Origin of the sequence: Kocuria arenosa (assembly GCF_042879215.1) — a bacterium.
Lineage (GTDB): Bacteria > Actinomycetota > Actinomycetes > Actinomycetales > Micrococcaceae > Kocuria > Kocuria arenosa.
This window is the reverse complement of record NZ_JBHZTA010000011.1, coordinates 1-25,123: the sequence shown is the minus strand read 5'-3', so window position 1 is coordinate 25,123 and position 25,123 is coordinate 1. Positions and strand designations below refer to the sequence as shown.

The following is a 25,123-nucleotide window of genomic DNA, read 5'->3' as shown; positions in this document are numbered from 1 at the left end:
CACGCGAGGGTCACGACTTGCGCAGAGTGCTCGGGAAGGGACGGGGGAAGATCCGCAGAGTCCGGCGTCATGCCTTGTGAGCGCTCGAAAAGCCTGCCTACGGTGAAGGGGCACGCAGCCGGAGCCCGGTGCCTCACCGCCGATGCGCCGACCCGGTGACCATGGCCGACACCAGGAGGCACATCATGAGAACGCGTGAATCCCACACCACCCGCAAGGCCGTCGTGAGCCTGCTCGCCGCCGCCGCACTGGGTCTCGCCGGCTGCGGCAACGGCGAGCCCGAGACGGGCACCGACGTCGAGGACATCCAGGAGAGCGAGGTCATGGAGTCCTCTCCGGCGCCGCAGGAGGGCGAGGAGACGCCCGCGGACGTCGTCGCTCCCTACAGCGGCGCCTACAACCGGGACTTCTCCGAGGACCGGGCGCTCTACGAGGGCCAGGAGGTGACCCTCACCGGCGAGGTCGAGGACGTCGTCTCGGCGAACGCACTGCAGCTCTCGGACCCGGACGACCTGGAGCTGGGCTCGCTGCTCGTGCTCCACGACGCCGATCTGCCTGAGCTGCAGGACGGCGCCCTGGTCGAGCTCACCGGCACGCTCCAGGCGTCGCTGGACGTGGCCGCCGCAGAGGAGGATCTCGGTGCCGGCCTCGGCGACGAGCTCGCCGACATGGAGGGCGAGTCCTACGTCCGGGCCACGGACGTCACCGTGACCCAGCAGGAGGAGTGATCCAGCACCAGGACTGAAGCACCCCGCCGCACCGCGGCACCGAGGGGCCGCGAGCTGCCGTCGTGCGAGCACCGTGCCGGCAGCACGCGGCCCTTCGTCGTGGGCAGCGGTGGACGCGCCGAGGACGGACGGGCCCGCACCTGCGCCCCGGCACGTGCCGGAAACACCCGGTGAACCTCGCCGAAACACGGAGCCCCTACGGTGACGACTGTCCCTGAGCACCAGCCGTCCCGAGGAGAGCCGTGCACTTGACACCCCGTGAGCAGGAGAAGCTGCTGGTCGTCGTGGCCGGTGACCTCGCCCGACGGCGCCGGGCCCGGGGGCTGCGGCTCAACCACCCGGAGGCGGTCGCCCTGATCACCGCCGAGCTGCTGGAGGGCGCCCGCGACGGCCGGACCGTGGCCGACCTCATGTCGTGGGGCTCCACGATCCTGGCCCGCGCGGACGTCATGGAGGGCGTGCCGGAGATGGTCCACTCCGTCCAGGTGGAGGCGACCTTCCCGGACGGCACCAAGCTCGTCACCGTCCACGACCCCATCCGCTGACGCGACCGTCCCCGAAGGAGCGCCCGTGATCCCCGGAGAGTACGTCCTGCGGCCCGAGCCCGTCGTGATCAACGCCGGCCGGCCCACCACGGAGGTGGACGTGGTCAACCGCGGCGACCGCCCCGTGCAGGTGGGCTCGCACTTCCACTTCGCCGAGGCCAATCCCGGGCTCGAGTTCGACCGGGCGGCGGTCCGCGGCTTCCGCCTGGACGTCCCCGCCGGCACGGCGGTGCGCTTCGAACCCGGCGACCGCAAGCGGGTCCGGCTCGTCGCCCTGGCGGGGCGCCGCGAGGTCCACGGCCTCGCGAACCGGGTGGACGGGCCCCTCGACACCCCCGGCACGGGCGCCCCCGGGACCGGATCTCCTCGCACCGGCGCTCCCGGGGAGGAGCAGGCATGAGCCACGAGATGTCGCGCGCCCAGTACACGAGCCTCTACGGGCCCACCACCGGGGACCTGGTGCGCCTGGCGGACACCGAGCTGTTCCTCGAGGTGGAGCACGACCGCACGGTCCCCGGGGACGAGGTGGTCTTCGGCGGCGGCAAGGTGATCCGGGACGGCATGGGCCACAACGGACGGCTGACCCGGGACGACGGCGTGGTGGACACCGTGGTCACCAACGCCGTGGTCCTCGACGCCTCCGGGATCTACAAGGCGGACGTCGGCATCCGGGACGGGCACATCAGCGGGATCGGCAAGGCCGGCAACCCGGACATCATGGACGGCGTCGACATCCTCATCGGCGCCTCCACCGAGGTGATCGCCGGCGAGGGCCGGATCCTCACCGCCGGCGGGATCGACTCCCACATCCACTTCATCGGCGCCGACCAGATCGGCACGGCCCTGTCCTCCGGGATCACCACGATGTTCGGCGGCGGCACCGGCCCGGCCGAGGGCTCCAACGCCACCACGATCACCCCCGGCGCGTGGCACCTCGCCCGGATGTTCCGGGCCCTCGACGACCACCCCATGAACTTCGGGCTCCTCGGGAAGGGCCACGCGAGCACCGCCGAGCCCCTCGCGGAGCAGATCCGCGCTGGTGCCGTGGGACTCAAGATCCACGAGGACTGGGGCGCCACCACCGCGGCGATCGACACGGCCCTGGCCGTGGCCGACGAGTTCGACGTGCAGGTGGCCATCCACACCGACACCCTCAACGAGTGCGGGTTCCTCGAGGACACGGTGGCGGCGATCGGCGGGCGGGTCATCCACACGTTCCACACCGAGGGCGCCGGCGGCGGCCACGCCCCGGACATCATCCGCATCGCGGCGCTGCCCCACGTGCTGCCGTCCTCGACGAACCCCACGCTGCCCTTCACCCGGAACACGGCGGAGGAGCACCTGGACATGCTCATGGTCTGCCACCACCTCAACCCGGACATCCCGGAGGACGTGGCGTTCGCGGACTCCCGGGTCCGGCCCGAGACGATCGCCGCCGAGGACGTCCTGCACGACCTCGGGGTGTTCTCCATGACCTCCTCCGACTCCCAGGCCATGGGCCGCGTGGGCGAGGTGGTGCTGCGCACGTGGCAGCTGGCCGACCAGATGAAGCGGCGCACCGGGCCCCTGCCCGAGGAGACGGGCCGCGGGGACAACGCCCGGCTCAAGCGCTACGTGGCCAAGTACACGATCAACCCGGCGGTCGCGCACGGGATCGCCGACGTGGTGGGCTCGGTCGAACCGGGCAAGTTCGCCGACCTCGTGCTGTGGGACCCGGTGTTCTTCGGGGTCAAGCCCCACGCCGTGCTCAAGGGCGGGCAGATCGTGCACTCGCTCATGGGCGACCCCAACGCCTCGATCCCCACCCCGCAGCCGCAGCTGCTGCGGGACGCGTTCGGCGCCAAGGGCACAGCCCCGCACGCCAACTCCATCACCTTCATGTCCCGCGCCGCCGTCGAGGCGGGCGTCGGCGAGCGGCTGGGCCTGCGCAAGCAGGTGCTGCCCGTGGGCGGGATCCGCGGTCTGACCAAGCAGGACATGCGGCACAACCACGCCACCCCGGAGATCGAGGTGGACCCGCAGACCTACGAGGTCCGCGTGGACGGCGAGATCGCCACGTGCGAGCCCGCCGAGGAGCTGGCCATGGCCCAGCGCTACTTCCTGTTCTGACCCTTCCACCGGCCCCGCACTTGCCGAAGCATCCCGCAGCATCCCGCAGCATCCCGAGAGGACCCGCACCCGTGATCGTCGAAGCCGTCCTCGGCAACCTGGCCGAGCTCACCGAGCCGGAGCGCGCCGGCCTGCACCTGGAGCGGGTCGCCCTCTCCGGGCCCGAGCTGCGCAGGCGCGTCCAACGGGTCGTGACCGACCACGGGACCGAGGTGGGGATCCGCCTGACCGCGCGGCAGGAGCTCAAGGACGGCGACATCCTGCACCGGGCGGGCCGCAACGCCGTGGTCGTCTCGACCCTGCCCACCGACGTCCTGCTCGTCGCGCCCGCCACGATCGAGCAGATGGGCTTCGTGGCCCACTCCCTGGGCAACCGGCACCTGCCCGCCCAGTTCCTCGGCCCCGCGGCCGACGTCGCCGAGCTGCCCGGCCACGACGGGGTCATGGTGCTCCAGTACGACCACACCGCCGAGGCCTTCCTCCGGGACGCCGGGGTGCGCTTCGCGCGCGTCGAGCGGCAGATGGAGGTCCCCTTCCGCCATGCCGAGCACACCCACTGAGCGCACCCCCGCGGGCGCCCCCGGGACGCCGGCCGGGATGCTCGCCGTGCTGCAGCTGGCCGACTCCGCCCTGCCCACCGGCGCGTTCGCCCACTCCCTGGGGCTCGAGACCTACGTGGACGACGGCACGGTCCGCGACGAGCCCGGCTTCCTGGCCTGGGTCCGGCACTGCCTGCACCACCAGGTGGTGCCCGCGGAGGGCTGGGCGGTCCGGGCGGTCGCCACGGCGGCCGACGACGACGCCGTGTGGCGTGCCGACGACCTGCTGGACGCCCAGGCCCTGCCCGTCCAGGTGCGGGACGCCGCGACCGCGATGGGCCGGCGGATGACCGGCATCGGGGCCGAGAACTTCCCCTCGCCCCGGCTGCTGGCCTACGCCGAGCGGCAGCGCGCCGGGACGAGCCGCGGCAACCCGGCCGTGGCCTTCGCCCTCGTGGGCGCCGGCCTCGGCGTGGCCTGGGAGCAGCTCGCCGGCGCGTACCTCTTCTCGACCGTCACCTCCCTGACCCAGAACGCCGTCCGCGGCATCCCCCTCGGCCAGAACGCGGGCCAGCGCGTCCTGCGCGCCCTGCACGAGGACGTCGCCCGCGGCGTCGAGCGGATCGGGCGCATGGCCGACCACGAGGCCGGGGCGACCAGCCCCGGCCTGGAGATCGCCCAGATGCGCCACGCCTGGCAGCGGGCCCGCATGTTCATGTCCTGACCCGCCACCGGACCGGCCCCACCACCGGGCCGCACCGACCGCACCGACCGCACCGACCCAGGAGCTCCCCATGACCACCGTCTCCCCCGTCCCCTCCGCGCCGACCGGCCGCGGCCCCGTGCGCATCGGCGTGGGCGGGCCCGTGGGCGCCGGCAAGACCCAGCTCGTGGAGCGGGTCACCAGGGCGCTGATCCACGAGGTCTCGATGGCCGCGATCACCAACGACATCTACACGATCGAGGACGCGAAGATCCTGGCCCGCAACGGCGTGCTGCCGCTGGACCGGATCGTGGGCATCGAGACCGGCGGCTGCCCGCACACCGCGATCCGCGAGGACACCTCGATGAACGAGGCCGCGATCGAGAAGCTGTGCGCCGAGCACCCGGACCTGCAGATCGTGTTCGTCGAGTCCGGCGGGGACAACCTCTCCGCCACGTTCAGCCCGGAGCTGGTCGACTTCTCGATCTACGTCATCGACGTGGCCCAGGGCGAGAAGATCCCCCGCAAGGCCGGGCAGGGCATGATCAGGTCCGACCTGTTCGTCATCAACAAGATCGACCTCGCCCCGCACGTCGGCGCCGACCTCGACGTCATGGCCGCGGACTCCGCCGTGTTCCGCAAGGACCGGCCGTTCTGCTTCACCAACCTCCGGACCGACGAGGGCCTCGAGCGGATCCTCGCGTGGATCCGGCACGACGTGCTGATGCTGGACATGGCCCCGTGACCCCTGCCGCACCCGCCGCCGTGGCCCCTGCCGTGGGACCCGCCGGGCAGACCGCTCCGCCGGTCACCGCCCCGACCGGCCGGCTCGAGCTGGTCCTGACGCTCCGCGGGGACCGGACCGTGGCCGCCCACCAGTTCCATGCCGGGGCCCTGCGCGTGCTGCGCCCGCACCACCTGGACGGGTCGGGGCAGCCGTGCTTCGTCGTCGTCAACCCGGGCGGCGGGTACCTCGGCGGGGACCGCTACGAGCTGGACGTCACGGTCGGGGCCGCCGGCACCGCCCTGGTCACCACCCAGTCCGCGACCAAGGTCTATCGCACCCCGGCCGCACCCGCCCGCCAGGACGTGCGGTTCGAGCTCGGCCCCGGCGCGGTGCTCGAGTACCTGCCGGACCAGCTCATCGCCTACGAGGACGCCGACTACGTGCAGTCCACGACCGTGTCGATGGACCCCTCCGCCTGCCTCGTGGCGGGCGAGGTGATCACCCCCGGGTGGGCGCCGGACGGCACCGTCTTCCGCTACCGCGGCGTGGTGCTGCGCACCGAGGTGCTGATGGGCGGGCGCACGGTGGTCCTCGACAACCTCCGCCTGCGCCCCGGGGAGGACGCCGTGGCCGAGCTCGGCTTCCTGGAGGGCCGCACGCACCTCGGGTCCCTGCTGGTCGTGGACCCCCGGGCGGACCGGGAGCTGGTGGAGGAGGTCCACGATCTGCTCGCCGCGGCCGAGGCCCGGGTGCCGGGGCTGCGCTGCGGGGTCTCGGAGCTGCCGGTGCCCGGCCTCGTGGTCCGCGCCCTGGGCCCCGGCTCCGCGGAGCTCACAGACCTGCTCCTGGACGTCTCGGCGCTGCTGCGCGCGCGGTGGACGGGACAGGCCCGCGTGACCCTGCGGAAGTACTGATCCCCGCCGGATCCCCTTCCGGGCACGGGCCGGGCACGGTGCTGACGCCGAGGAGAAGTCATGGGATCGCCATCCTCCGGAAATGCCGCGGCCACAGACCGGGACGAGGATGGAGGAGCTGGGTGCACGAGACGGAAGGGGCTCCCCATGACCGCGAGCAACAGATGGATCCTGGGCCTGGCCCGGGTGCGGCCGGGTGACCGGATCGAGGCCTGGGAGCACCGGCAGCCGTGCTTCACCGGCACGGTCAGCGAGGTGGTTCCGCAGCTGGGGATCGCGTGGGTCCTCGAGGACCGCACGGGACTCCGGCGGCTGGTCTCGGTCCGCGACCACCGGCTGCGCCGGTCCGAGCTGGTGGGCACCGCCTGACCACCCGGGGCCCGGAGCGCACGGAGGTGGTTCCGGGCGGTCCGCGGCCGCGCGCGCCGGCCGGTACGGCGCCGGTGCCTCGGCGGGCCGCGGCGCGTGCCGTGCCGTGCCGTGCCGTGCCGTGCCGTGCCGTGCCGTGCCGTGCCGTGCCGTGCGGGAGCATGCCGTGCCCCCTGGCCTCGGCTCCGGCACGCGCGCACGATGGACACCACGGGCAGGCACCAGGGCCCGCCGCGGCCGGGGGAGGACACGATGCCGGAGGCTCTCACGTTCGACTCGGGCGGCGTCCCGTGCGCCGCCACGCTGTACCGTCCGCCGCGGGCCGGCGCCGCAGCGCCCTGCGTGGTCATGGGCCACGGCTTCTCCGGCACCCAGGACCAGCTGGCCGAGCACGCCGCCGGCCTCGCGGAGCACGGTCTGGCCGTGCTGACCTTCGACTACCGGCGGTTCGGCCGCAGCGGCGGCGCACCCCGGCAGATCGTCGATCCGGCGGAGCAGCTCGAGGACTGGCGGGCGGCCGTGCGCCTGGCCCGCTCCCTGCCCGGCGTCGACCCGGCCCGCACCGCACTGTGGGGCAGCTCGTTGTCCGGCGGGCACGTCCTGCGGCTGGCCTCCGAGGACCGGCGGACGCGGGCCGTGGTCGCCCAGGTGCCGGAGTTCGGCAAGGGCTCCCGGAGCACGGCCGAGGAGCTGCGGGCCAAGAGGCGGCAGGAGCACATCCCGCTCGGGACGCTCCTGCGGACCACCGTCCGGCTGGTGGCCGCGGCGGTCCGCGACGAGCGGCGGAGCCGGCGCGGGCTGCCCCCGTACTGCATCCCGGTGTTCGCGCTGCCCGGGGACGTGGGTGCGATCATCGACCCGGACAGCGACCAGCACCTCGCGCGGGCCGTGGCGACGGGCCCCACCTGGCGCAACGAGTTCGCACCCCGGCTGCTCCTCCACCCACCGGTGTACCTGCCGGGCACCGCCGAACGGGTGCGGGCGCCGCTGCTCGTGTGCGTCGCGGAGCGGGACACCGAGACGGATCCGCTGCGGGCCGCGGAGATCGCCCGGGCGGCGCCGCGGGGAGAGGTCGTGACGTACCCGGTGGGGCACTTCGCGATCTACGAGGACCCGGTGCGCTCGCACGTGCTCGAGGACCAGGCCCGGTTCCTGCTCCGCCACCTCCGCCCCGAGGCGGAGCCGACCGGCGTCGGCTGAGCCGCGTCCGCCCCGGGAGCGCCGAGCAGGGGTGGGGAAAACCACAGGTGTAACAGGTGGAGAACGTCGCAGTGCGGGAGGCCCGCGCGACCGTAGCGTGAAGGGCATGAGCACACCGCACGACACCCGGCCCCTGCCACCCGCACCGTGGAGCGGCCCCGGCCACGAGCGCCCGCACGACCCCGGCGCCGGCCCCGGGGGCCCCGACGACACCCCCCGCCCCGCCGGCGGATCCCGTCCCGCCGGCCCTGCAGACGCATCCCGGTTCCGGGAGTGGGGACCGTGGTCCCCCAGGACCCTCTTCTTCGGCACCACCGACCTCGTGGTGGACGCCGCGCTCGGCACGCTGTGGCTGACCGCCCTCGTCTCCCTGGTCTCCGCAGGCCTTGCCTCGCTCGCCGCCCTGGTGGGCGTGGTCCTGCTCGTGGCCGCGATCTACGCGGTCCGCGGGATCGAGTGGGTCGAGCGCCGCCGCACGCAGGCGGCGTTCGGCCTGTACCTGCCCGCCCCACGCCGGCGCCGCTCCCCCCGCACCGACGGCTGGCGGATCGTCCACCAGTGGTGGCTGGACGTCTCCGACGCCGCCTTCTGGACGGGCCTGCTGCACCTGCTCCTCACCACCGTCCTGGGCTGGGTCGCCGTGGCGGCCCTGGCCGGCACCGGCGCCGCCGTGGCCCTCGCCTTCGCACCGCTGTACGCGGCGCCGAACAACCCGTTCTGGCCCTCCGAGCTGGTCGGGACGTGGCCGGACTGGGCCGTGGTCCTGACGGGGATGGCCCTGACCCTCCTCGGGCTGCTCGTCGTGGTCCTCGCCGTGGCCGCGCACCGGGGCCTGTCCCGGCTGCTGCTGCGGGTGGACGAGGCAGCGGAGCTGCGCCGCCGGGCCGCCGAGGCCGCGGCCGCCCGAGAGACCGCGGTCCGCGGCGCCCGCACCGAGCGCTCCCGGATCGAGCGGGACCTGCACGACGGCGTGCAGCCCCAGCTCGTGTCCGTGGCCATGAACCTCTCGATGGCCCAGCGGCGCATCGACCACGACCCCGCCGGGGCCAAGGACCTCATCGGGGAGGCGCACGCCACCACGAAGGCCGCGATCGCCGAGCTGCGCCGCCTGGCCCGGGGCTTCCACCCGGCGGTCCTGGAGGACCGGGGCCTCGACGCCGCCCTCTCCGCCGTGGCCGCCCAGTCCCCCGTCCCGATCGCCGTGGACGTGCGGGTGCCGCGGCTGGCGCCGGAGACCGAGGCCGCCGTGTACTTCGCCGTCTCCGAGGGCATCGCCAACATGGTCAAGCACGCCCAGGCCGGCGCCGCGTCGGTGCGGGTGGGCCTCGAGACCGACCCCGCGGGAGGCACCCGCGTGGTCGCCCGGATCGCCGACGACGGCCGCGGCGGCGCCGTGGTGGTCCCCGGCGGCGGCCTGTCCGGGATCGCCGACCGGATCCGCTCCGCGGGCGGGCACTTCTTCCTCGACTCGCCCGCCGGCGGGCCGACCGAGCTGACCGTCGAGCTGCCGGTCGACCGAGGGGCGGGATCCTGATGCGCATCGTCATCGCCGAGGACGCCGTCCTCCTGCGCGCCGGCCTCGTCCGCCTGCTCACCGAGGCCGGCCACGAGGTGGTCGCCGACGTCGACACCGCGGAGGACCTGCTCAGGGCCGTGGAGCAGCACGAGCCGGACTTCGCCCTCGTGGACGTGCGGCTGCCGCCGACGTTCACGGACGAGGGCATCCGCGCCGCCGTCCTCGTCCGCTCGCAGCACCCGCGGATCGCGGTGCTCGTGCTCTCGCAGTACGTCGAGGAGCGCTACGCCTCCGAGCTCATCGCGTCCCGCCGGGACGGGCTGGGGTACCTGCTCAAGGACCGGGTCGCGGACGTCGACCAGTTCCTGGAGTCCGTGGAGACCGTGGGCGCGGGCGGCACCGTCCTGGACCCGGAGGTCGTCTCGCAGCTGCTCGTGCGCTCGCGGCACCGTCAGGACCTGGACCTCCTCTCCCCACGGGAGCACGAGGTGCTCGGGCTCATGGCCCAGGGGCTCTCGAACGCCTCGATCGCCGCGAACCTGTTCCTCACCGAGTCCTCGGTGGAGAAGCACATCCGCTCCGTGTTCACCAAGCTCGGCCTCGCCCACGAGGACGGCGGCAACCGCCGCGTCCGCGCGGTCCTGCGCTACCTCGGCTACCCGGACCCCGGGCCCGGCCACACCCCGTCCGTCCACCCGTCCCACCAGGAGCACCGGCCATGAGCACCCACCCCGAGCACCCCGCCGTCGCGGACGTCCCCAGCGCGAACGAGCGCACCGCCTGGCTCGTGCCGACCGCCGTGCTCGGCGGCATCGGCGCCCTCCTCCTGCTGGGCGCCGGCGGCGCGACGGCGGCCGCGTCCCTGTCCGTCCAGGAGCACCGGGTGGACACCACCGTGACCGAGGATGTGGACACGGTCGTGGTCGACGGCCGGTCGGCCGTCATCGAGGTCGTGACCGCCGACGTCCCGGACCTGCGGGTGGAGTCCGTGCACGCCGGGTTCCGGCTCGAGAGCGCTCCCGAGCCTAGGATCGAGGACGGCCGGCTGAGCATCGACGCCCTCCCGTCGAGCTCCTGGCCGGGCGCCGGCAGCGGGATGCACGTGCGGATCACCGTCCCGGCCGAGGACGAGCCCGTGGACCTGCGGCTCTCCGGGGACGCCGGCGCCATGAGCGTCGAGGGCGACTTCGACGACGTCCGGCTGGACACCCGGGCCGGCGTGATCGAGATGAGCGGCGGCGCCCGGACCCTGTGGGCGGCCTCGGAGTTCGGCGCCGTGGACCTCGACGGCGTACGGGTGCGCGAGGACCTGGACGTGCACACCGAGGTCGGCGCCACCGAGGTCCGGCTGGTCGGCGAGGCGCCGCAGCGCGTGTCCGTCACGACCCGGACGGGGGCCGTCGAGGCCTCGGTCCCGGACGCCGACTGGTGGACCCCCGCCGTGGTCGGCGCGGACGAGCGCGACCCGGAGGACCTCACGGCGGCCACGGTCTGCGCCGCCGCCCCCGGCGACCGGCCCTGCCTGTACGTCTCCTCGGCCGTGGGCGCGGCTGAGATCACCTACGGCGGCCGGTCCTCCACCCCTGCCGGCGGACCGGTCGAGCGGTAGACTGGTCCCTGTTGTCCGGGTCGGGCGCACCGGGAGGGGGGACGGTGCGCACATCCTTCGAGGACCCCTGTGAACCCCCTGACCCCCTCTTCCACGGCTGAGCGCGCCGCCCGCGCCTCCGCCACCCCGGTCGCCGCCCCGGCCCCCACCGCGGAGCACTCCGCGACCGCCCCGCACGACACCGGCCGCCGGACGACGCCCTCGTCCGGCGGCCGGTACGCCCGGCTGGTGCGGCTCGCCGGGCGCGACTTCCTGCCGATCGCCTTCGTGGCCCGCCTGCCCCTGGCCATGCTCACCGTCGGGGCGCTCACCCTCGCCACCGCCGTCAGCGGCTCCTACGTCGTCGGCGGGCTGGCCGCCGGCGCCGTCGGGGTCGGATCGGCCCTGGGTGGGCCCCTGATGGGCCACCTCGCCGACCGCCTGGGCCAGCGGGCCGTGCTGCTGGTCTCCGCCCTCGTCCACGCCGTGGCCATCGGGCTGCTGCTGGTCACCGCCTACGCCCCCGCGGGGCCGGGCGCACCCGCCGTGCCGCTGCTTGTCGGCGCGTCCCTGCTCGTGGGCGCCACCTGCCCCCAGGTGGGTCCGCTGGCCCGGGTGCGCTGGCGGGGACTGGTCGGCGGCAACCGGCGCGAGCTGGACACCGCCCTGTCCTACGAGTCCACCGCCGACGAGCTGACCTTCGTGCTCGGCCCGGCCCTGGTGGGTCTCCTGGCCTCCCTGGTGGCCCCCTGGTCCCCCTTCGTCCTCGCGGCCGTCCTGACGCTCACGATGGTCACGACCTTCGCCGTGCACCCCACGCGACTGGCGGTCCCGGCCGTCTCGCGGGAGGACCGACGCCGGGCGGCGGCCCGTCCCGTCACCGGCCGCGAACGGCTCCTCGTGCTGCTCCCCGTCCTGGGGATGGTGGCCATGGGCGCGTTCTTCGGCGCCGTGCAGAACGGGCTCAACGCCTTCGGCGGCGAGTTCGGCATCCAGAGCGCGACCGGTCTGCTCTACGCCGTGCTCGGCATCAGCTCGGCGGCCGCGGCGCTGTCCGTGGCGTGGTGGCCGCAGCGCTTCCGGCCCGCCTCCCGCTGGGTGGCCAGCTCCGGCGCGATGGCCGCCCTGAGCCTGCTGTTCCTGCTGCCGAGCGGGATCGGGCCGATGCTCGTGGTGCTGCTGCTCGCCGGGCTGCCCCTGGGGCCCGCCATGGTCACGATCTACACCATCGGCGGGGACGTGGCCCGTCCGGAGCGGCTGGGCACGGTCATGACGATGCTGGCGAGCGGCGTGGTCCTCGGCTCCGCCGTGGGCGCGGCGCTGGCCGGTCTCCTGGCCGAGACCGCCGGGCACCGGGGCGCGTTCGCCGCCGCGGTCGGCGCGGCCTGCGCCATGGTCCTGATCAGCGCGGTGCTGGCTCTGCTCCAGCGCCGGGGCCGCTGACGAGCAGGACCACCTCGTTGCGGCGCAGGAAGGCCGGGGTGAACGGCGGGTCGAACGGCGCGAGGCGAGCCGCCGCGACCGGCACGGGCCCTGCCTCCCGGGCCGCCCGCCCGAGCCGCTGCCACACGGGAGCGGTCATCGGGATCTCCCGCCGCCCCTGGTTGTTGCCGCTGATGTAGCGGAACAAGGCGTTGAAGGCGGCGTTGCCCGCCCGCTCGAAGGACTCGCGGACATCCACCTCCGCGAGCACGTGCTCCGGGTAGCGCCGGAGGTCGAACTCGGGGCAGTGCCGCACCGTCGAGTACGGCTGCTGCTCGGTCGTGGCGGCTCCGTACGCCACGACGCCTCCAGCGGGAAGGACCGGCCGGCTAGACCAGCGGCGACTTGGGCCGGTGCTCCCGGTTCCCCAGGCCCTCGCGGCTGTCCAGGTTGTCGACGAGCTCCCGGAGCGCCTCGAGCGAGCTGACGGTCTCCGACCAGCCGGTGACCTCGCGGATGCGCGTGGTGTCCATGATGGGCACGGCGCCGGCGAGGTCGATCCAGCCGGGGTCGGTGGGCTGCAGCCGCAGCCGGTAGGTGATCGCCACGAGCGCACGGACCAGGGCCGGGGGCACGGGCAGCACGCGCCGGGCGCCGAGCACCTGGGCCACGCCGTCGGCGCCGAGCACCGGCTCGGCCGCGACGTTGAACGCCCCGCCGGCCCGGTGCTGGATGACCCGCCAGAACGCGTCCGCGACGTCGTCGGTGTGCAGCGTCTGGAAGCGGAACTTCTCGGGGAACGGCAGCACGGGCAGGCGCAGCCGGGCGATCAGACCCTTGGGCACGAGGGCGCCGAAGAAGTAGTCCCCGATCTCGGGGGCGGCGTCCGCCTGGAACAGGAAGCCGGGCCGCAGCCGGGTCACCACGACCCCGGGATGGGCCTCCTCGAACCGGTTGAGGACCGCCTCCGTCTCGGCCTTCTGCACGTTGTAGTGCGACGTCTCGACCCCGCCGACCGGCCAGGACTCGTCCACGGCCCGGTCCTTGGGGCCGGGGCTGTAGGCGCCGAGCGAGGAGGGGTAGACGATCTGGGGCACGCCCGCGAGCACCACGGCGTCGAGCACGTGGACGAGTCCGTCCACGTTCGTCTCGTGCATCAGCGCGAAGTCCCGGTTCGGGCGGATGAGCCACACGAGGTGGATCACCGCGTCCGCGCCGGCCAGGATCTCCGCGAGCGCCGCGGTGGACTCCTTCACGGCGACGTCGACGGTGTGCCACTCCACGCCGTCGTAGGGCTCCCCGTCCCGCTCGGGCCCCTCGCGGGAGACCCCGACGATGTGCGTGACCTCCGGCGCGGCGTGCAGCCGGCGGAGCACCGCGGTGCCCACGTTGCCCGTGGCTCCCAGGACGACGATCTTCACGGTGCTCCCCCTTCGCCGGTGCAGGACCTACTGGTCCTGGACCCGGTCGCTCTTGCCCTGCAGGCGGTCGATGTGCTTGGACGCCTCGGCCTTCGTGAGGTCCGCCGGCAGCTCCTCGCCGGCCTCGCGGGCCAGGGTGTCGAGGTAGCTGCGCTGCGCGCTGGTCATCGGCTCCTCGCCGGTGGCCCAGTCGTCCGGGTCGCGGTCGAGCCCGCTGCCCGGCTCGGGGCTGGAGGCGCCGATGGTCTGCTGCTCGTCGGGATCCGGGGATCCGCTCGCGTTCTCAGTCATGCGCCCATGATAGTCACACCCCTTATGGTTTCCGCCCCGCGGGTCGCCCTGGACCGGTCGTCCCGCCCCACGCCTGCCACATCGTTCCTGCCGCACCGCTCCTGCCGTGGCGGAAACGGAATCAGTAGGCTGGGAGACCGAGGACATCCGCAGGACGTCACCGGCAGGCTCCCGACCGGCGCCCCGGCGATGCCCTTCCCACGATCGAGGAGAAGCAGATGAGCGAGCAGCCGCACACCGGCCCGAACGGCACCGCGGGCGCGGGAGTCCAGTCGGACAAGCTCGAGGCCTACATGCTCGGGCACTACATGGGCGCCCTCTCCGGGGTGCGGCTCTTCGACGAGGCGGCCACCACGTGGGCCGGCACCCCGTACGAGGAGCGGTTCGCCGCGTTCGTCGGCGAGATCAAGAACGACATCGACCACCTCGAGGCGATGCTCGACCGTCTGGGCTCCGGCCGGCGCAAGGTGGCCAAGGGGCTCGGGACCGTCACGGGCATCGCGTCCCGGCTGAATCCGCTGAGCCGGATCCGGGAGCGGACCGGCATCGCCGCCCATGGCGAGCTCGAGATGCTGCAGTCCCTGGTGGTCGCCAAGCGCAGCATGTGGGTCACGCTCCTGGAGCTCGCGCCCGCCGAGCCGCGCCTCGACGCCGGGGAGCTGCGGAAGCTCGAGGCCGACGCCGCCGACCAGTACGACCGCCTGCGAGCCGTCACCGAGGAGACGGCACGGGACCGGTTCCTCGCCCGGGACTGATCCCGTGTCCGGCTCCGCGAGCGACGCCTCCGCGCCCCGCGGCCCCGGGGGCGCCCCACCGCCCGCGGACGACGACGACGCCTCCGCCGCCGCACCCGATCCCGCCTGGGAGGGGCTGCTGGCCGGCCGGACCCGCCCCGCTCCGCCCCCGGGGGCGGAGCTCGTCGAGCGCTACGGACCGATCGTGGCGCACCGGGGTCCCCTGGTCCTCGCCCAGCTGGGGCAGAGCCTGGACGGGTTCATCGCCTCCCGCACCGGGCACGCCGAGTTCGTGACCGGCCCGGAGGACCGGGAGCACCTGCACCGGCTGCGCGCGCTCGTGGACGCCGTGGTCGTGGGGGTCGGCACGGTCGTCGCCGACGACTGCCTGCTGACCGTCCGCGCCGTTGCCGGACCCCATCCCACCCGGGTGGTCCTGGACCCCTCCGCGCGGGCCCCGCTGGCCTCGGCCGTGCTGACGGACGGTGCCGCGCCCACCCTGTGGGTCGTGGGCGAGCACGCGGACGTGCCCGCGGCGCCGGGCCCGCACGTCGCGGTGCTGCGGGTGCCCGTGGGCGAGCACGGGCTGGCCCCGCAGGCCGTGCTCGAGGCGCTGGCCCGGCGGGGCCTGCAGCGGGTGCTCGTGGAGGGCGGCGGACGCACCGTCTCCGGGTTCCTCGCGGCCGGGACGCTGCACCGCCTCTACCTCACCACCGCACCCCTGCTCATCGGGGACGGAGTGCCCGGCATCCGGTTCCCCGGCGCGGACCACCTCTCCGGAGCCCTGCGCGCCCCCGTGCGCCGCTTCGTGCTCGGCGACGACCTCTGCACCGAGCTGACCTTCCGCCCCTGAGCTCCGCCCACCACCGCCGTACGACCTCACCCCGAGCTGTGAGCACCCCATGACCTCTTGACGCCCGACCCGGTCGACGGTAGATTTCGTGATACGGAATTTCAATTCCGTATCACGAACTCGAAGGAGTCCTCATGAACGCCAGCCCGGCCTCCACCGCCCACGCATCCTTCTTCAGCTACACCGGCGCCGACTGCGATCCCGATCTGGCTCTGCCCCCGCACGCCGACACCCGATCCACCCCGCGGTGGGTGCTCGCGGTGTCCTCGGCCTGTGTCGGGGCCGCAATGGGTCACCTCTCGGCCCGGCGCCCGTAGCACCGCCCCGCTCACCCCCGGCGCCCGCGGCGCCACATCCCGCCCCGCCCCGACCACCGCGCTCAGGAGCACCGATGACACCGCAGATCCAAACCGACCGGCAGGCCCCCGACTTCACGCTCACCGACCACGAGGGCCGGCAGGTGCGACTCTCCGACCTGCGCGACCGCCGGGTGATCGTCTACTTCTACCCGAAGGCCTTCACCCCGGGCTGCACGTCCGAGGCGTGCGACTTCCGGGACAATCTCGCGTCCCTCGAGTCGCTGGGGGTCACCGTGCTCGGGGTCTCGGGGGACGCCCCGGAGACGCTGCGGCGGTTCGCCGAGGAGCACGACCTCCCCTACCAGCTCCTCTCCGACCCGGACTCGGCGACGGCCCGGGCGTGGGGCGCCTGGGGCGAGAAGACCGTCAACGGGCAGACCGTGGTCGGCCCGCTCCGCTCGACGTTCGTGATCGAGCCGGACGGCACCGTGAGCTCCGCGGAGTACAACGTCCAGGCCGAGGGGCACGTGACCGACCTCCGGCGCCGACTGGCCGGCTGACGCACGTCCGGCACCCCCGAAGGGCTCCCCCGCACATCGCGGAGGAGCCCTTCGGGTCTGCCGGCACCCGCCCGTCGGCCGAGCCGGGACGGCGCTGCCGGCGCCCTCCGGCCGTGACCACGGCCCAGGCCTTCTGTGCGGTGCGGTCCGACGACCGGGCCCTGCGGCCCGGCGGCGAGGCGCGAGGAGCCCGGCGTGCACGGTGGGTCCGGATGCGGTGGGCTCAGGCCCCATGGAGAGGGTGGGAAGTCCGGGGCGACGACCGGTCGGGGCCGACCTGCTCGCCGACCTGGTGGAGCTTGATGAGGTTGGTGGACCCTGGGACCCCGGGAGGGACACCGGCCACCATGACCACGAGATCATCCGGTGCGGCCAGTTCCTTGTCCAGGAGCACGGCATCGATGTGCGCGGTCATCTCATCGGTGTGTGCCGGGGCCGGGGTCAGCAGGGGGTGGATGCCCCAGGCGAGGGTGAGCTGGTTGCGCACGTCCTCGGCGGGGGTGAACGCGTAGAGCGGGCGGATGGGGCGCAGCCGGGAGAGCCGGCGGGCGGAGTCACCGGTCTGGGTGAAGGTGCAGATGGAGTGCGCCCGGAGCTGGTCGGCGATCACCACCGCCCCCATGGTGATGGCCCCGCCGCGGGTCTGCCGTGTGCTGCCCAGGGGTGGGATGCGCTCGAGCCCGTGGGCTTCGGTGGAGGTGATGATGCGGGCCATCGCCTGCACGGCGCCCACCGGGTAGGCGCCCACGCTGGTCTCCCCGGAGAGCATGACCGCATCCGCCCCATCGAGAACGGCGTTGGCACAGTCAGAGGCCTCTGCGCGGGTGGGCCGGGGGCTGTCGATCATGGATTCCAGGACCTGGGTGGCCACGATCACCGGCTTGGCCCAGCGCCGAGCCAGCTCGATGGCCTGCTTCTGGACCACCGGGACGTCCTCCAGGGGCATCTCCACCCCGAGGTCGCCGCGGGCCACCATGAGGGCATCGAAGACGTCGACGATCTCCTCCAGGGCCGCCACAGCCTGCGGCTTCTCGATCTTGGCGATCACCGGGACCCGTCGACCCTCCTCGTCCATGATCTCGTGAACGCGATCGATGTCGGAGGCATCCCGCACGAAGGAGAGGGCGATGAAGTCCACGCCGCGGCCCAGCGCCCAGCGCAGGTCCTCCTCGTCCTTGCTCGACAGCGCAGGAACATCGACCGGGACCCCTGGCAGGTTGATGCCCTTGTTGTCCGACACCGCCCCGGGCACGGTCACCTCGGTGATCACCTGGTGGTCGGTGACGTCGGTGGCCCGCAGAGCGACTTTGCCGTCGTCGATCAGCAGCGCGTCTCCGACACGGACATCCCCGGGCAGGCCCGCAAAGGTGGTGGAGCAGATCTCACGGGTGCCTTCGACGTCCCGGACGGTGATCGTGAACCGGTCGCCGACGGCCAGGTGGTGGGGGCCGTCGGCGAAGCGGCCCAGGCGGATCTTCGGTCCCTGCAGATCCGCCATGATGCCCACGTCACGACCCAGGTCCTTTGCGGCAGCACGGACATTGAGATAGGTGGTGTCGTGAACCTGGTGGTCGCCGTGGCTCATGTTCAGGCGTGCCACATCGACCCCGGCCGCCAGCAGCGCCCGGGTCTGGGCGCAGCCGGCAACGGCCGGGCCGAAGGTGGCGACGATCTTTGCTCGTCTCATCGGATTCCTGTCATCGGGGCGAGAGGGAGAGGGGGTTCCGGCCGATCAGCGCCCTCGTCCCTGATGCCTGGATCGGGGCGGGCCGTGCCGATGGGCCGGAGGCATCAGCTCCGACGAGGCGGCCGGAGGGGCTCTCCTCGGGTGGTGGATCGTCCGTGCGAGCCGGGCCTCCGGTCCGCTCCGGCTTCCGGAGGAGCGGGCTACGGGTGGCGCCGAGCAGCCACGCGACCCACCACCGCACCGATGCAGGCGGAGGACACCGCAAGGACCCACAGCGGGACGGTGCCGCGGTGCCGGTCCAGCGGACGACTGAGGTCGGGGTCGCAGTCGATGGCGGTGTAGTCGACGAAGAATGCGGGTGCGGTCGACGGCGCGGTGTGGTTCACGAGTCCCCCTGGGTTCATATTATGGAATTATGGTTCCACATCATGAAACTTAGAGGGCCCTCACCGATGCGTCAAGAGAGGCCCGCCGATTCAGGGGAACGCCCGCAGCACCGGGGCGGCCGGGCCAGCCCCGTCGACGGGCGCCCGCCTCCAGGGCGGCCGTCCGGGCGCCGGAACGACACGGACGAAGTCGCGGTCGTTCTCGACCGCCATCCGAGCGCGCCGCCCGGGCCGATCAACCGCGCCCGCCGAACGGCATCCCGGAGGCGGTGAGCACGAGCGAGTTCACCGTGGCGGAGGCCGGCAGCTCGGCCATCATGAGCACCGCCCGCCCCACCTCCTCGACGGGGAAGCTGGGCTCCGGGCGGAGCGTGCCGTCGGCCTGCAGTGCGCCGCCGTCCGTGCCCAGGCCCGCCAGCAGCTCCGTGGCCGCGTTGCCGATGTCGATCTGCCCGCAGGTGATGCCGTAGGGGCGGCCGTCCAGGTCCAGGGACCGGGTGAGGCCGGTGACGGCGTGCTTGCTCGCGGTGTAGGCCGCGGACAGCGGCCGGGGCGCGTGCGCGGAGATCGAGCCGTTGTTGATGATCCGTCCGCCCCGGGGGTGCTGCTGCTTCATGATCCGGACGGCCTGGGCCGAGCACAGGAACGTCCCGGTGAGGTTGACCTGCAGGGTGCGCTGCCACTCCCCGGGATCGATCTCGTCCACCCCGCCGCGGGGCCCGAAGGTCCCTGCGTTGTTGAACAGCACGTCGATGCGCCCGGTCAGCCCCTCGATCTCCCGGAAGGCCGAGGACACGCTCTCGGCGTCGGCCACGTCCACCGGCACGATCCGAGCACCCGGCGCCCCGGCGGCGGCCTCCTCCAGTGCGGCACGCCGCCGGCCTGTCAGCACGACCACCCACCCTGCCGCCAGGAAGGTGCGCGCCACGGACCGACCGATCCCCGACCCAGCCCCCGTGACCACGAGCACCCGCTCCTGCATCGGCTCCCGTCCCGACTCCCCTGCTGCTCCCTGCACTGCTGCCCCCTCGGTCGTGGACCTCGTACCGCCTCCGGACGAGGGTCCGTCATCAACGATGAAAAGTTGGGTCAAGCCATTGACTTCAGGCTTGTGAGCCAGTTCACTATACATAGTGAAAGTTTTCTTCCACATTACGGAATACAGAGAGGCGGCAGACGCGCTCCATGAAACTCACCGAGTTCAACTCCCTCAGCAGGACCCAGGCGGCCGAGATCGTCCGGCCGGCGCTCGACATCCCGCGCTGGCTGGAGGCCGTGGTCGACGCCCGGCCGTACGCCCACCATGATGCCCTGCGCAACACGGCCCGGACGGCAGCACAGCCGTTCAGCGCCGAGGAGATCGAGGGAGCACTGGCCCACCACCCTCGCATCGGAGAGCGGGCCGAGGGCGACAGCGCGGAGGCCGGGCTGTCACGCGCGGAGCAGTCCGCGGTCGACCCTTCGGACACCGACGTCCAGCAGCGCCTGCGCGAGGGCAACCTCGCCTACGAGGAGCGGTTCGGCCAGGTGTTCCTCATCCGCGCCGCCGGGCGCACCCCCGAGGAGATCCTCGAGAACCTCTCCGCCCGCATGGACAACGACCCCGCGACGGAACGGACCGTGGTCGCCGACCAGCTGCGCCAGATCGCCCTCCTCCGACTCGAAGGACTCGTCACCCCATGAGCTACGTCACCGCCCACGTCCTCGACTCCGTCACCGGCACCCCCGCCCGGGGGATCGCCGTGGCCCTCGAGGCCGCCGACGGCACCTCCATCGCGACCGCCGAGACCGACACCGACGGTCGCGTGCCCGAACTGGGCCCACAGACCCTGGAATCCGGCGACTACCGGATCACCTTCGCCACGGGACAGTACTTCGCCGGCAGGAACCAGCCGACGTTCTACCCGTTCGTGACGGTGAACTTCACGGTGCAGGCCGCGGAGTTGCACTACCACGTGCCGCTCCTGCTGAGCCCGTTCGCCTTTTCCACCTACCGGGGCAGTTGACCCAGGAGTTGACGGGCCCGCCCGTCTTCGACCGCCCCGAGCAGCAGACACCGCCTTCCACCCTCCAAGGAGAAACGTCATGACCGACGTCACCACCCGGGCCGCCACGGACACTGTCGTCCTGGGCAAGAACCAGTACGGCAAGGCCGAGAACCACGTCGTGCGCGTCAACCGCGACACCGACCGGCACGAGATCCGCGACCTCGTCGTCACCTCGCAGCTGCGCGGCGACCTCGAGGCCGTGCACACGGAGGGCGACAACGCCCACTGCGTGCCGACCGACACCCAGAAGAACACCGTCTTCGCCTTCGCGCAGAAGTACGGGATCGACTCCCCCGAGGCGCTGCTGCTCAAGCTCGCCGACCACTTCACCGGCGAGTTCGAGTGGATCACCGGTGGTCGCTGGGCCGCCCAGGAGCACGCCTGGAACCGGATCGACGACCACGACCACTGCTTCGTGCAGAACAAGGACGAGGTGCGCACGGCGGTGGTCGTGGCGGAGGGCGGGTCGCGGACCGTCATCTCCGGGTTCAAGGATCTGACGGTCCTGAAGTCCACCGAGTCCGGTTTCACGGGCTATCCCAAGGACCAGTACACGACGCTGGTCGAGACCGAGGACCGGATCATGTCCACGGACGTGGCCACCCGCTGGCGCTACAACACGGCCGACGTGGACTTCGACGCCGTCTACGAGGACGTCAAGAAGATCATTCTCAGCAAGTTCACCGACCACTACTCCCGGGCGCTGCAGGAGACCCTCTACCTCATGGGCAGGGCCGTGATCGAAGCCCACCCGGAGATCGACGAGATCAAGTTCTCCTGCCCCAACAAGCACCACTTCGTGTACAACCTGGACTTCTGCGGCCTCGAGAACGACAAGGAGACGCACTACGCGGCGGACCGCCCCTACGGGCTCATCGAGGCGACGATCCAGCGCAAGGACGCCCCCGAGAACGAGCACGCCTGGATGGGCATCAACGGCTTCTGCTGAGCCCGTACCACCTGGCGCCGCACACGGCGCTGTCGGGTCCGTCGTCGCCGTCCGCGCACGACGACGACGGACCCCTCTCCACACCCTCCTGCGGACGGCGCACGCGCTGCCCGCCCAGCGCCCCTGCAGCGCCCACCGCACCTCTCTCCGCCCCGGTCCCGCTCCGACGCCGGCACCGGGCCTCTCCCGCCACCAGGATCCCTAGGAGAACACCATGGCCAGGTCACGCACCGTCGAGCCACCCACCACCACCCGCACCCGCCCGGAGGACGAGTACCTCGGCGTGGGCGGCAGCCTCGGCTACGGGCTGCAGCACGTGCTCACCATGTACGGCGGCATCATCGCGCCCCCGCTCATCATCGGCGGCGTCGCGGGGGTGACCCCGCAGGAGCAGGGCCTGCTCATCGCGGCCTGCCTCTTCGTGGGCGGCCTCGCCACGATCCTGCAGTCGTGGGGCATCAAGTTCTTCGGCTCCCAGCTGCCCCTCGTGCAGGGCACCTCCTTCGCGTCCGTGGCCACCATGACCGCGATCGCCCAGGGCGACGGCGGCATCCAGGCCGTCTTCGGCGCCGTGATCGCCTCGGCGGTCCTCGGCTTCCTCATCACGCCCTTCTTCGCCAGCATCGTGCGCTTCTTCCCGCCGGTCGTCACCGGCGTGGTGATCACCGCGATCGGCCTGACGCTGTTCCCGGTGGCTGCCCGCTGGGCCATGGGCGGCAACGCGCAGTCCCCCGAGTACGGCTCGGTGGGCAACCTCGGGCTGGCCGGCCTGACCCTGCTGATCATCCTGCTGCTGTCCAAGGTGGGCAGCGCCGTCATCTCCCGGCTGTCCATCCTCCTGGGCCTGGTGCTGGGCACGATCGCTGCGACGCTGATGGGCAAGGCCGACTTCAGCCAGGTGCTCGAGGGCAACATCTTCGCGTTCCCGGAGCCCTTGGCCTTCGGCCCCCCGGTCTTCGAGGTGGCCGCCATCCTCTCCATGTTCATCGTGGTGCTCGTGATCCTCACCGAGACCACGGCGGACATCATCGCCGTCGGCGAGATCGTGGACACCAAGGTCGACAAGAAGCGCATCGGCGACGGCCTGCGTGCGGACATGGCGGCCTCGGCGCTCGCCCCGATCTTCAACGGCTTCACCCAGAGCGCCTTCGCCCAGAACGTGGGGCTCGTGGCGATCACCGGCGTCAAGAGCCGCTTCGTGGTCACCGCCGGTGGCTTCATCCTCGTGGTCCTGGGCCTGCTGCCCGTCCTCGGACGGGTCGTCGCCGCGGTGCCGCCGCCCGTGCTGGGCGGCGCGGGCATCGTGCTCTTCGGCAGCGTGGCCGCCTCCGGCATCCGGACCCTGGCGAAGGTGGACTACAAGAACGGCGCCAACCTGATCATCGTGGCCACCTCGATCGGCTTCGGCATGCTGCCGATCGCCGTCCCGGAGATCTACGCGAACTTCCCGGGCTGGTTCGAGACCATCTTCCACTCCGGCATCAGCTCCGCGGCCGTGATGGCCGTGCTGCTGAACCTGCTCTACAACGAGTTCCGCGCCGGCAACCCCGCGCGGGGCACAGGCTCCGTGTTCGCCAACGCCCCGGTGCGCGCCGTGCGCTACGAGAGCCTGGAGCACCTGCAGGACCACTTGCAGGAGGGCGACACCGTCAAGGACGGCAAGCTCGTGGACTGCGAGGGCAACCCGGTCCCCGTGGTCACCGCCGCCGGCGAGATCATCGACACAAGGGTCTGCAAGCCCCAGGACGGCCCCGGCGGCTCCTCCGCGCACTGACGCGCCGGCACCAGCAAGTCTCCATTGGCTTTCTGCGGCGCCGGGGATCCCGGCGCCGCAGAGAACCAGTCAGACATACCTTTTCTCCACCCCTGACCACCGAGAAAGAGTTGACGTGACCTCTGATCCCATGCTTGAGACCCACCACCGGTCGGCCCCCGATTCCTCGACAGGTACGTCGGGAGACACCGCGGAGTGGCTGGGTTCGTTCGAGGACCTCGTGGAGAGGCAGGTGAGGGAGCGGACCCAGTACCTCCTGCAGGCCTCGGCACCACGCCCCGCGGCCACGAGCACGGGCACCCCGGTGGTCACCACCACCGACTACGTGAACTCGATCCCGGTGGACCAGGAGCCGGAGTTCCCCGGTGACGAGGAGATCGAACGGCGCTACCGCCGCTTGCTGCGCTGGAACGCCGCCGTGATGGTGCACCGGGCCCAGCGCCCGGGAATCGGGGTGGGCGGGCACATCTCCACCTACGCCGGTGCGGCCACCCTGTACGAGGTCGGCTTCAACCACTTCTTCCGCGGCCCGGATCACCCCGGCGGCGGCGACCAGGTCTTCTTCCAGGGCCACGCCTCGCCGGGCATGTACGCCCGGGCGTTCCTGGAGGGACGACTCACCGAGGAGCAGCTCGACGGGTTCCGGCAGGAGAAGTCCAAGGGCGGCAACGGCATCCCGTCCTATCCGCACCCCCGGTCCATGCCGGACTTCTGGCAGTTCCCGACCGTGTCCATGGGCATCGGCCCGATGAACGCGATCTACCAGGCGCAGTTCAACCGCTACCTGCACAACCGCGGCATCAAGGACACCTCCGACCAGCACGTGTGGGCGTTCCTGGGCGACGGCGAGATGGACGAGCCGGAGTCGCGCGGCCTCCTCCAGCTGGCCGCCAATGACAAGCTGGACAACCTCACCTTCGTGATCAACTGCAACCTGCAGCGACTGGACGGGCCGGTGCGCGGCAACGGCAAGATCGTCCAGGAGCTGGAGGCCTTCTTCCGCGGGGCGGGCTGGAACGTGGTCAAGGTGCTGTGGGGGCGGGAGTGGGACCCGCTCCTGGCAGCCGACACGAACGGCGAGCTCGTCCGGATCATGAACGAGACCCTGGACGGCGACTACCAGACCTTCAAGGCCGAGTCCGGCGGCTTCGTCCGCGACCACTTCTTCGGCCGGTCCACCACCACCAAGGAGCTCGTCGCGGACATGACCGACGACGAGATCTGGGCCCTCAAGCGGGGCGGCCACGACTATCGGAAGGTCTACGCCGCCTACCGGGCGGCCACCGAGTTCCGGGGCAAGCCCACGGTGGTGCTCGCGATGACGGTGAAGGGCTACGGCCTGGGCGCCTCCTTCGAGGCGCGCAACGCGACCCACCAGATGAAGAAGCTGACCCTGGAGGACCTCAAGGCCTTCCGCGACCTCCTGCGCATCCCGGTCACCGACGAGCAGATCGACAACGACCTCTACGGCGCCCCGTACTACCATCCCGGCCCCGAAGCCCCGGAGATCCAGTACCTCCTCGAGCGGCGCAAGGAGCTGGGCGGAGGCCTGCCCGTGCGCCGGTCCCAGCACGCCCCCGTGGTGCTGCCCGGCGACGACGCCTACCGGTCCGGCAAGAAGGGCTCCGGCAAGCAGATGGCCGCCACCACCATGGCCTTCGTGCGCGTCCTGCGGGACCTCCTGCGGAGCAAGGAGTTCGGCCACCGGATCGTGCCCATCGTCCCCGACGAGGCCCGGACCTTCGGCATGGACTCGTTCTT

The 25,123-nt window shown here is 72.7% G+C and carries 28 protein-coding genes and 1 pseudogene; 23 read left to right on the top strand and 6 right to left on the bottom strand.

Annotated elements, in window-relative coordinates; all coding sequences use genetic code 11:
* Positions 1 to 185: 185 nt before the first annotated feature.
* The 14 genes from ACFYE3_RS16150 (at position 186) to ACFYE3_RS16085 (ending at position 12,381) form a co-directional block, all read left to right on the top strand.
* A complete protein-coding gene (locus tag ACFYE3_RS16150) occupies positions 186 to 728 on the top strand; it encodes a hypothetical protein (RefSeq protein WP_387610780.1) in 543 nt (180 codons plus the stop codon).
* A 242-nt stretch (positions 729 to 970) separates the two neighbouring features.
* Positions 971 to 1,273 carry an urease subunit gamma gene (locus ACFYE3_RS16145; protein ID WP_368822280.1) on the top strand — a complete coding sequence of 101 codons (303 nt, stop codon included), beginning with the start codon at positions 971 to 973 and terminating at the stop codon, positions 1,271 to 1,273.
* Positions 1,274 to 1,298: 25 nt separating this feature from the next.
* The gene (locus tag ACFYE3_RS16140; RefSeq protein WP_387610777.1) at positions 1,299 to 1,673 is read left to right on the top strand and encodes an urease subunit beta; all 375 of its coding nucleotides are present in this window, start codon (positions 1,299 to 1,301) and stop codon (positions 1,671 to 1,673) included.
* The gene (gene ureC / locus ACFYE3_RS16135; RefSeq protein WP_387610775.1) at positions 1,670 to 3,382 is read left to right on the top strand and encodes an urease subunit alpha; all 1,713 of its coding nucleotides are present in this window, start codon (positions 1,670 to 1,672) and stop codon (positions 3,380 to 3,382) included. Before ACFYE3_RS16140 ends, ureC begins: the two co-directional genes overlap by 4 nt.
* Before the next feature lie 71 nt (positions 3,383 to 3,453).
* Positions 3,454 to 3,942: an urease accessory protein UreE gene (locus ACFYE3_RS16130; protein ID WP_387610773.1), complete on the top strand. Its 489-nt coding sequence runs from the start codon at positions 3,454 to 3,456 to the stop codon at positions 3,940 to 3,942.
* Positions 3,923 to 4,645: an urease accessory protein UreF gene (locus ACFYE3_RS16125; RefSeq protein ID WP_387610772.1), complete on the top strand. Its 723-nt coding sequence runs from the start codon at positions 3,923 to 3,925 to the stop codon at positions 4,643 to 4,645. Before ACFYE3_RS16130 ends, ACFYE3_RS16125 begins: the two co-directional genes overlap by 20 nt.
* A 70-nt stretch (positions 4,646 to 4,715) precedes the next feature.
* The gene (ureG, locus tag ACFYE3_RS16120; RefSeq protein WP_387610770.1) at positions 4,716 to 5,369 is read left to right on the top strand and encodes an urease accessory protein UreG; all 654 of its coding nucleotides are present in this window, start codon (positions 4,716 to 4,718) and stop codon (positions 5,367 to 5,369) included.
* A complete protein-coding gene (locus tag ACFYE3_RS16115; RefSeq protein ID WP_387610768.1) occupies positions 5,366 to 6,265 on the top strand; it encodes an urease accessory protein UreD in 900 nt (299 codons plus the stop codon). The genes ureG and ACFYE3_RS16115 overlap by 4 nt, the downstream gene beginning before the upstream one ends.
* Positions 6,266 to 6,412: 147 nt before the next feature.
* Complete coding sequence (locus ACFYE3_RS16110; RefSeq protein ID WP_387610766.1) at positions 6,413 to 6,634, top strand: hypothetical protein; 222 nt, start codon at positions 6,413 to 6,415, stop codon at positions 6,632 to 6,634.
* Positions 6,635 to 6,886: 252 nt separating this feature from the next.
* A complete protein-coding gene (locus ACFYE3_RS16105) occupies positions 6,887 to 7,834 on the top strand; it encodes an alpha/beta hydrolase (RefSeq protein WP_387610765.1) in 948 nt (315 codons plus the stop codon).
* 106 nt (positions 7,835 to 7,940) lie between these two features.
* A complete protein-coding gene (locus ACFYE3_RS16100; protein WP_387610763.1) occupies positions 7,941 to 9,368 on the top strand; it encodes a sensor histidine kinase in 1,428 nt (475 codons plus the stop codon).
* Entirely contained in the window at positions 9,368 to 10,072 is a 705-nt protein-coding gene (locus tag ACFYE3_RS16095) for a response regulator transcription factor (RefSeq protein WP_387610761.1), read from the top strand. The genes ACFYE3_RS16100 and ACFYE3_RS16095 overlap by 1 nt, the downstream gene beginning before the upstream one ends.
* A complete protein-coding gene (locus tag ACFYE3_RS16090; protein ID WP_387610759.1) occupies positions 10,069 to 10,959 on the top strand; it encodes a hypothetical protein in 891 nt (296 codons plus the stop codon). The genes ACFYE3_RS16095 and ACFYE3_RS16090 overlap by 4 nt, the downstream gene beginning before the upstream one ends.
* Positions 10,960 to 11,028: 69 nt before the next feature.
* Positions 11,029 to 12,381, top strand: a complete 1,353-nt coding sequence (locus tag ACFYE3_RS16085; RefSeq protein WP_387610757.1) for an MFS transporter — start codon at positions 11,029 to 11,031, stop codon at positions 12,379 to 12,381.
* Here ACFYE3_RS16085 and ACFYE3_RS16080 read toward each other — a convergent pair.
* From ACFYE3_RS16080 to ACFYE3_RS16070, 3 genes are read right to left on the bottom strand one after another with little or no spacing between them, the layout of a single operon-like run.
* Positions 12,341 to 12,721, bottom strand: a complete 381-nt coding sequence (locus ACFYE3_RS16080) for an SOUL family heme-binding protein (protein ID WP_387610755.1) — start codon at positions 12,719 to 12,721, stop codon at positions 12,341 to 12,343. The genes ACFYE3_RS16085 and ACFYE3_RS16080 overlap by 41 nt on opposite strands.
* A 28-nt stretch (positions 12,722 to 12,749) precedes the next feature.
* On the bottom strand, positions 12,750 to 13,781 hold the full coding sequence (locus ACFYE3_RS16075; protein WP_387610753.1) for an NAD-dependent epimerase/dehydratase family protein: 1,032 nt from the start codon (positions 13,779 to 13,781) through the stop codon (positions 12,750 to 12,752).
* A 27-nt stretch (positions 13,782 to 13,808) separates the two neighbouring features.
* Positions 13,809 to 14,072, bottom strand: a complete 264-nt coding sequence (locus ACFYE3_RS16070; protein ID WP_368822264.1) for a DUF3072 domain-containing protein — start codon at positions 14,070 to 14,072, stop codon at positions 13,809 to 13,811.
* A gap of 218 nt (positions 14,073 to 14,290) precedes the next feature.
* On the opposite strand from ACFYE3_RS16070, the gene ACFYE3_RS16065 reads away from it, so the two are divergent.
* The 4 genes from ACFYE3_RS16065 (at position 14,291) to bcp (ending at position 16,518) form a co-directional block, all read left to right on the top strand.
* Positions 14,291 to 14,827, top strand: a complete 537-nt coding sequence (locus ACFYE3_RS16065) for a hypothetical protein (RefSeq protein WP_387610751.1) — start codon at positions 14,291 to 14,293, stop codon at positions 14,825 to 14,827.
* A gap of 4 nt (positions 14,828 to 14,831) precedes the next feature.
* The gene (locus ACFYE3_RS16060) at positions 14,832 to 15,659 is read left to right on the top strand and encodes a RibD family protein (protein WP_387610750.1); all 828 of its coding nucleotides are present in this window, start codon (positions 14,832 to 14,834) and stop codon (positions 15,657 to 15,659) included.
* A 134-nt stretch (positions 15,660 to 15,793) separates the two neighbouring features.
* Positions 15,794 to 15,976 (top strand): hypothetical protein, encoded by a 183-nt coding sequence (locus ACFYE3_RS16055; protein WP_387610748.1) that lies wholly within the window; start codon positions 15,794 to 15,796, stop codon positions 15,974 to 15,976.
* A 74-nt stretch (positions 15,977 to 16,050) separates the two neighbouring features.
* A complete protein-coding gene (gene bcp, locus ACFYE3_RS16050; protein ID WP_387610746.1) occupies positions 16,051 to 16,518 on the top strand; it encodes a thioredoxin-dependent thiol peroxidase in 468 nt (155 codons plus the stop codon).
* A 223-nt stretch (positions 16,519 to 16,741) separates the two neighbouring features.
* Here bcp and pyk read toward each other — a convergent pair whose 3' ends face one another.
* The 3 genes from pyk to ACFYE3_RS16035 all read right to left on the bottom strand — a co-directional run bounded on the left by pyk (position 16,742) and on the right by ACFYE3_RS16035 (position 19,573).
* Complete coding sequence (pyk, locus tag ACFYE3_RS16045; RefSeq protein WP_387610744.1) at positions 16,742 to 18,205, bottom strand: pyruvate kinase; 1,464 nt, start codon at positions 18,203 to 18,205, stop codon at positions 16,742 to 16,744.
* A gap of 200 nt (positions 18,206 to 18,405) precedes the next feature.
* On the bottom strand, positions 18,406 to 18,591 hold the full coding sequence (locus ACFYE3_RS16040; protein ID WP_387610742.1) for a hypothetical protein: 186 nt from the start codon (positions 18,589 to 18,591) through the stop codon (positions 18,406 to 18,408).
* 235 nt (positions 18,592 to 18,826) lie between these two features.
* The gene (locus ACFYE3_RS16035) at positions 18,827 to 19,573 is read right to left on the bottom strand and encodes an SDR family oxidoreductase (protein WP_387610879.1); all 747 of its coding nucleotides are present in this window, start codon (positions 19,571 to 19,573) and stop codon (positions 18,827 to 18,829) included.
* Positions 19,574 to 19,776: 203 nt separating this feature from the next.
* Between ACFYE3_RS16035 and uraD the strand changes: the two genes are divergently transcribed.
* The 5 genes and pseudogenes from uraD to ACFYE3_RS16010 form a co-directional block, all read left to right on the top strand.
* Positions 19,777 to 20,274, top strand: coding sequence for a 2-oxo-4-hydroxy-4-carboxy-5-ureidoimidazoline decarboxylase (uraD, locus tag ACFYE3_RS16030; protein ID WP_387610740.1), 498 nt, complete (start codon positions 19,777 to 19,779; stop codon positions 20,272 to 20,274).
* A complete protein-coding gene (uraH, locus tag ACFYE3_RS16025; protein WP_387610739.1) occupies positions 20,271 to 20,597 on the top strand; it encodes a hydroxyisourate hydrolase in 327 nt (108 codons plus the stop codon). Before uraD ends, uraH begins: the two co-directional genes overlap by 4 nt.
* A 79-nt stretch (positions 20,598 to 20,676) precedes the next feature.
* Positions 20,677 to 21,588 carry a factor-independent urate hydroxylase gene (gene pucL, locus ACFYE3_RS16020; protein WP_387610737.1) on the top strand — a complete coding sequence of 304 codons (912 nt, stop codon included), beginning with the start codon at positions 20,677 to 20,679 and terminating at the stop codon, positions 21,586 to 21,588.
* A gap of 214 nt (positions 21,589 to 21,802) precedes the next feature.
* Positions 21,803 to 23,362 carry a nucleobase:cation symporter-2 family protein gene (locus ACFYE3_RS16015; protein ID WP_387610735.1) on the top strand — a complete coding sequence of 520 codons (1,560 nt, stop codon included), beginning with the start codon at positions 21,803 to 21,805 and terminating at the stop codon, positions 23,360 to 23,362.
* A gap of 130 nt (positions 23,363 to 23,492) precedes the next feature.
* Positions 23,493 to 25,123 (top strand): annotated as a pseudogene (locus tag ACFYE3_RS16010) (pyruvate dehydrogenase (acetyl-transferring), homodimeric type); the annotation flags it as partial.

Bases quoted from the DNA above. Each gene is read 5' to 3' on its own strand.
- ACFYE3_RS16150 (WP_387610780.1), top strand. From the start codon at position 186: ATGAGAACGCGTGAATCCCACACCACCCGCAAGGCCGTCGTGAGCCTG.
- ureC (WP_387610775.1), top strand. From the start codon at position 1,670: ATGAGCCACGAGATGTCGCGCGCCCAGTACACGAGCCTCTACGGGCCC.
- ACFYE3_RS16125 (WP_387610772.1), top strand. From the start codon at position 3,923: ATGCCGAGCACACCCACTGAGCGCACCCCCGCGGGCGCCCCCGGGACG.
- ureG (WP_387610770.1), top strand. From the start codon at position 4,716: ATGACCACCGTCTCCCCCGTCCCCTCCGCGCCGACCGGCCGCGGCCCC.
- ACFYE3_RS16110 (WP_387610766.1), top strand. From the start codon at position 6,413: ATGACCGCGAGCAACAGATGGATCCTGGGCCTGGCCCGGGTGCGGCCG.
- ACFYE3_RS16105 (WP_387610765.1), top strand. From the start codon at position 6,887: ATGCCGGAGGCTCTCACGTTCGACTCGGGCGGCGTCCCGTGCGCCGCC.
- ACFYE3_RS16100 (WP_387610763.1), top strand. From the start codon at position 7,941: ATGAGCACACCGCACGACACCCGGCCCCTGCCACCCGCACCGTGGAGC.
- ACFYE3_RS16095 (WP_387610761.1), top strand. From the start codon at position 9,368: ATGCGCATCGTCATCGCCGAGGACGCCGTCCTCCTGCGCGCCGGCCTC.
- ACFYE3_RS16090 (WP_387610759.1), top strand. From the start codon at position 10,069: ATGAGCACCCACCCCGAGCACCCCGCCGTCGCGGACGTCCCCAGCGCG.
- ACFYE3_RS16070 (WP_368822264.1), bottom strand. From the start codon at position 14,072: ATGACTGAGAACGCGAGCGGATCCCCGGATCCCGACGAGCAGCAGACC.
- ACFYE3_RS16065 (WP_387610751.1), top strand. From the start codon at position 14,291: ATGAGCGAGCAGCCGCACACCGGCCCGAACGGCACCGCGGGCGCGGGA.
- ACFYE3_RS16055 (WP_387610748.1), top strand. From the start codon at position 15,794: ATGAACGCCAGCCCGGCCTCCACCGCCCACGCATCCTTCTTCAGCTAC.
- bcp (WP_387610746.1), top strand. From the start codon at position 16,051: ATGACACCGCAGATCCAAACCGACCGGCAGGCCCCCGACTTCACGCTC.
- pyk (WP_387610744.1), bottom strand. From the start codon at position 18,205: ATGAGACGAGCAAAGATCGTCGCCACCTTCGGCCCGGCCGTTGCCGGC.
- ACFYE3_RS16035 (WP_387610879.1), bottom strand. From the start codon at position 19,573: ATGCAGGAGCGGGTGCTCGTGGTCACGGGGGCTGGGTCGGGGATCGGT.
- uraD (WP_387610740.1), top strand. From the start codon at position 19,777: ATGAAACTCACCGAGTTCAACTCCCTCAGCAGGACCCAGGCGGCCGAG.
- uraH (WP_387610739.1), top strand. From the start codon at position 20,271: ATGAGCTACGTCACCGCCCACGTCCTCGACTCCGTCACCGGCACCCCC.
- pucL (WP_387610737.1), top strand. From the start codon at position 20,677: ATGACCGACGTCACCACCCGGGCCGCCACGGACACTGTCGTCCTGGGC.
- ACFYE3_RS16015 (WP_387610735.1), top strand. From the start codon at position 21,803: ATGGCCAGGTCACGCACCGTCGAGCCACCCACCACCACCCGCACCCGC.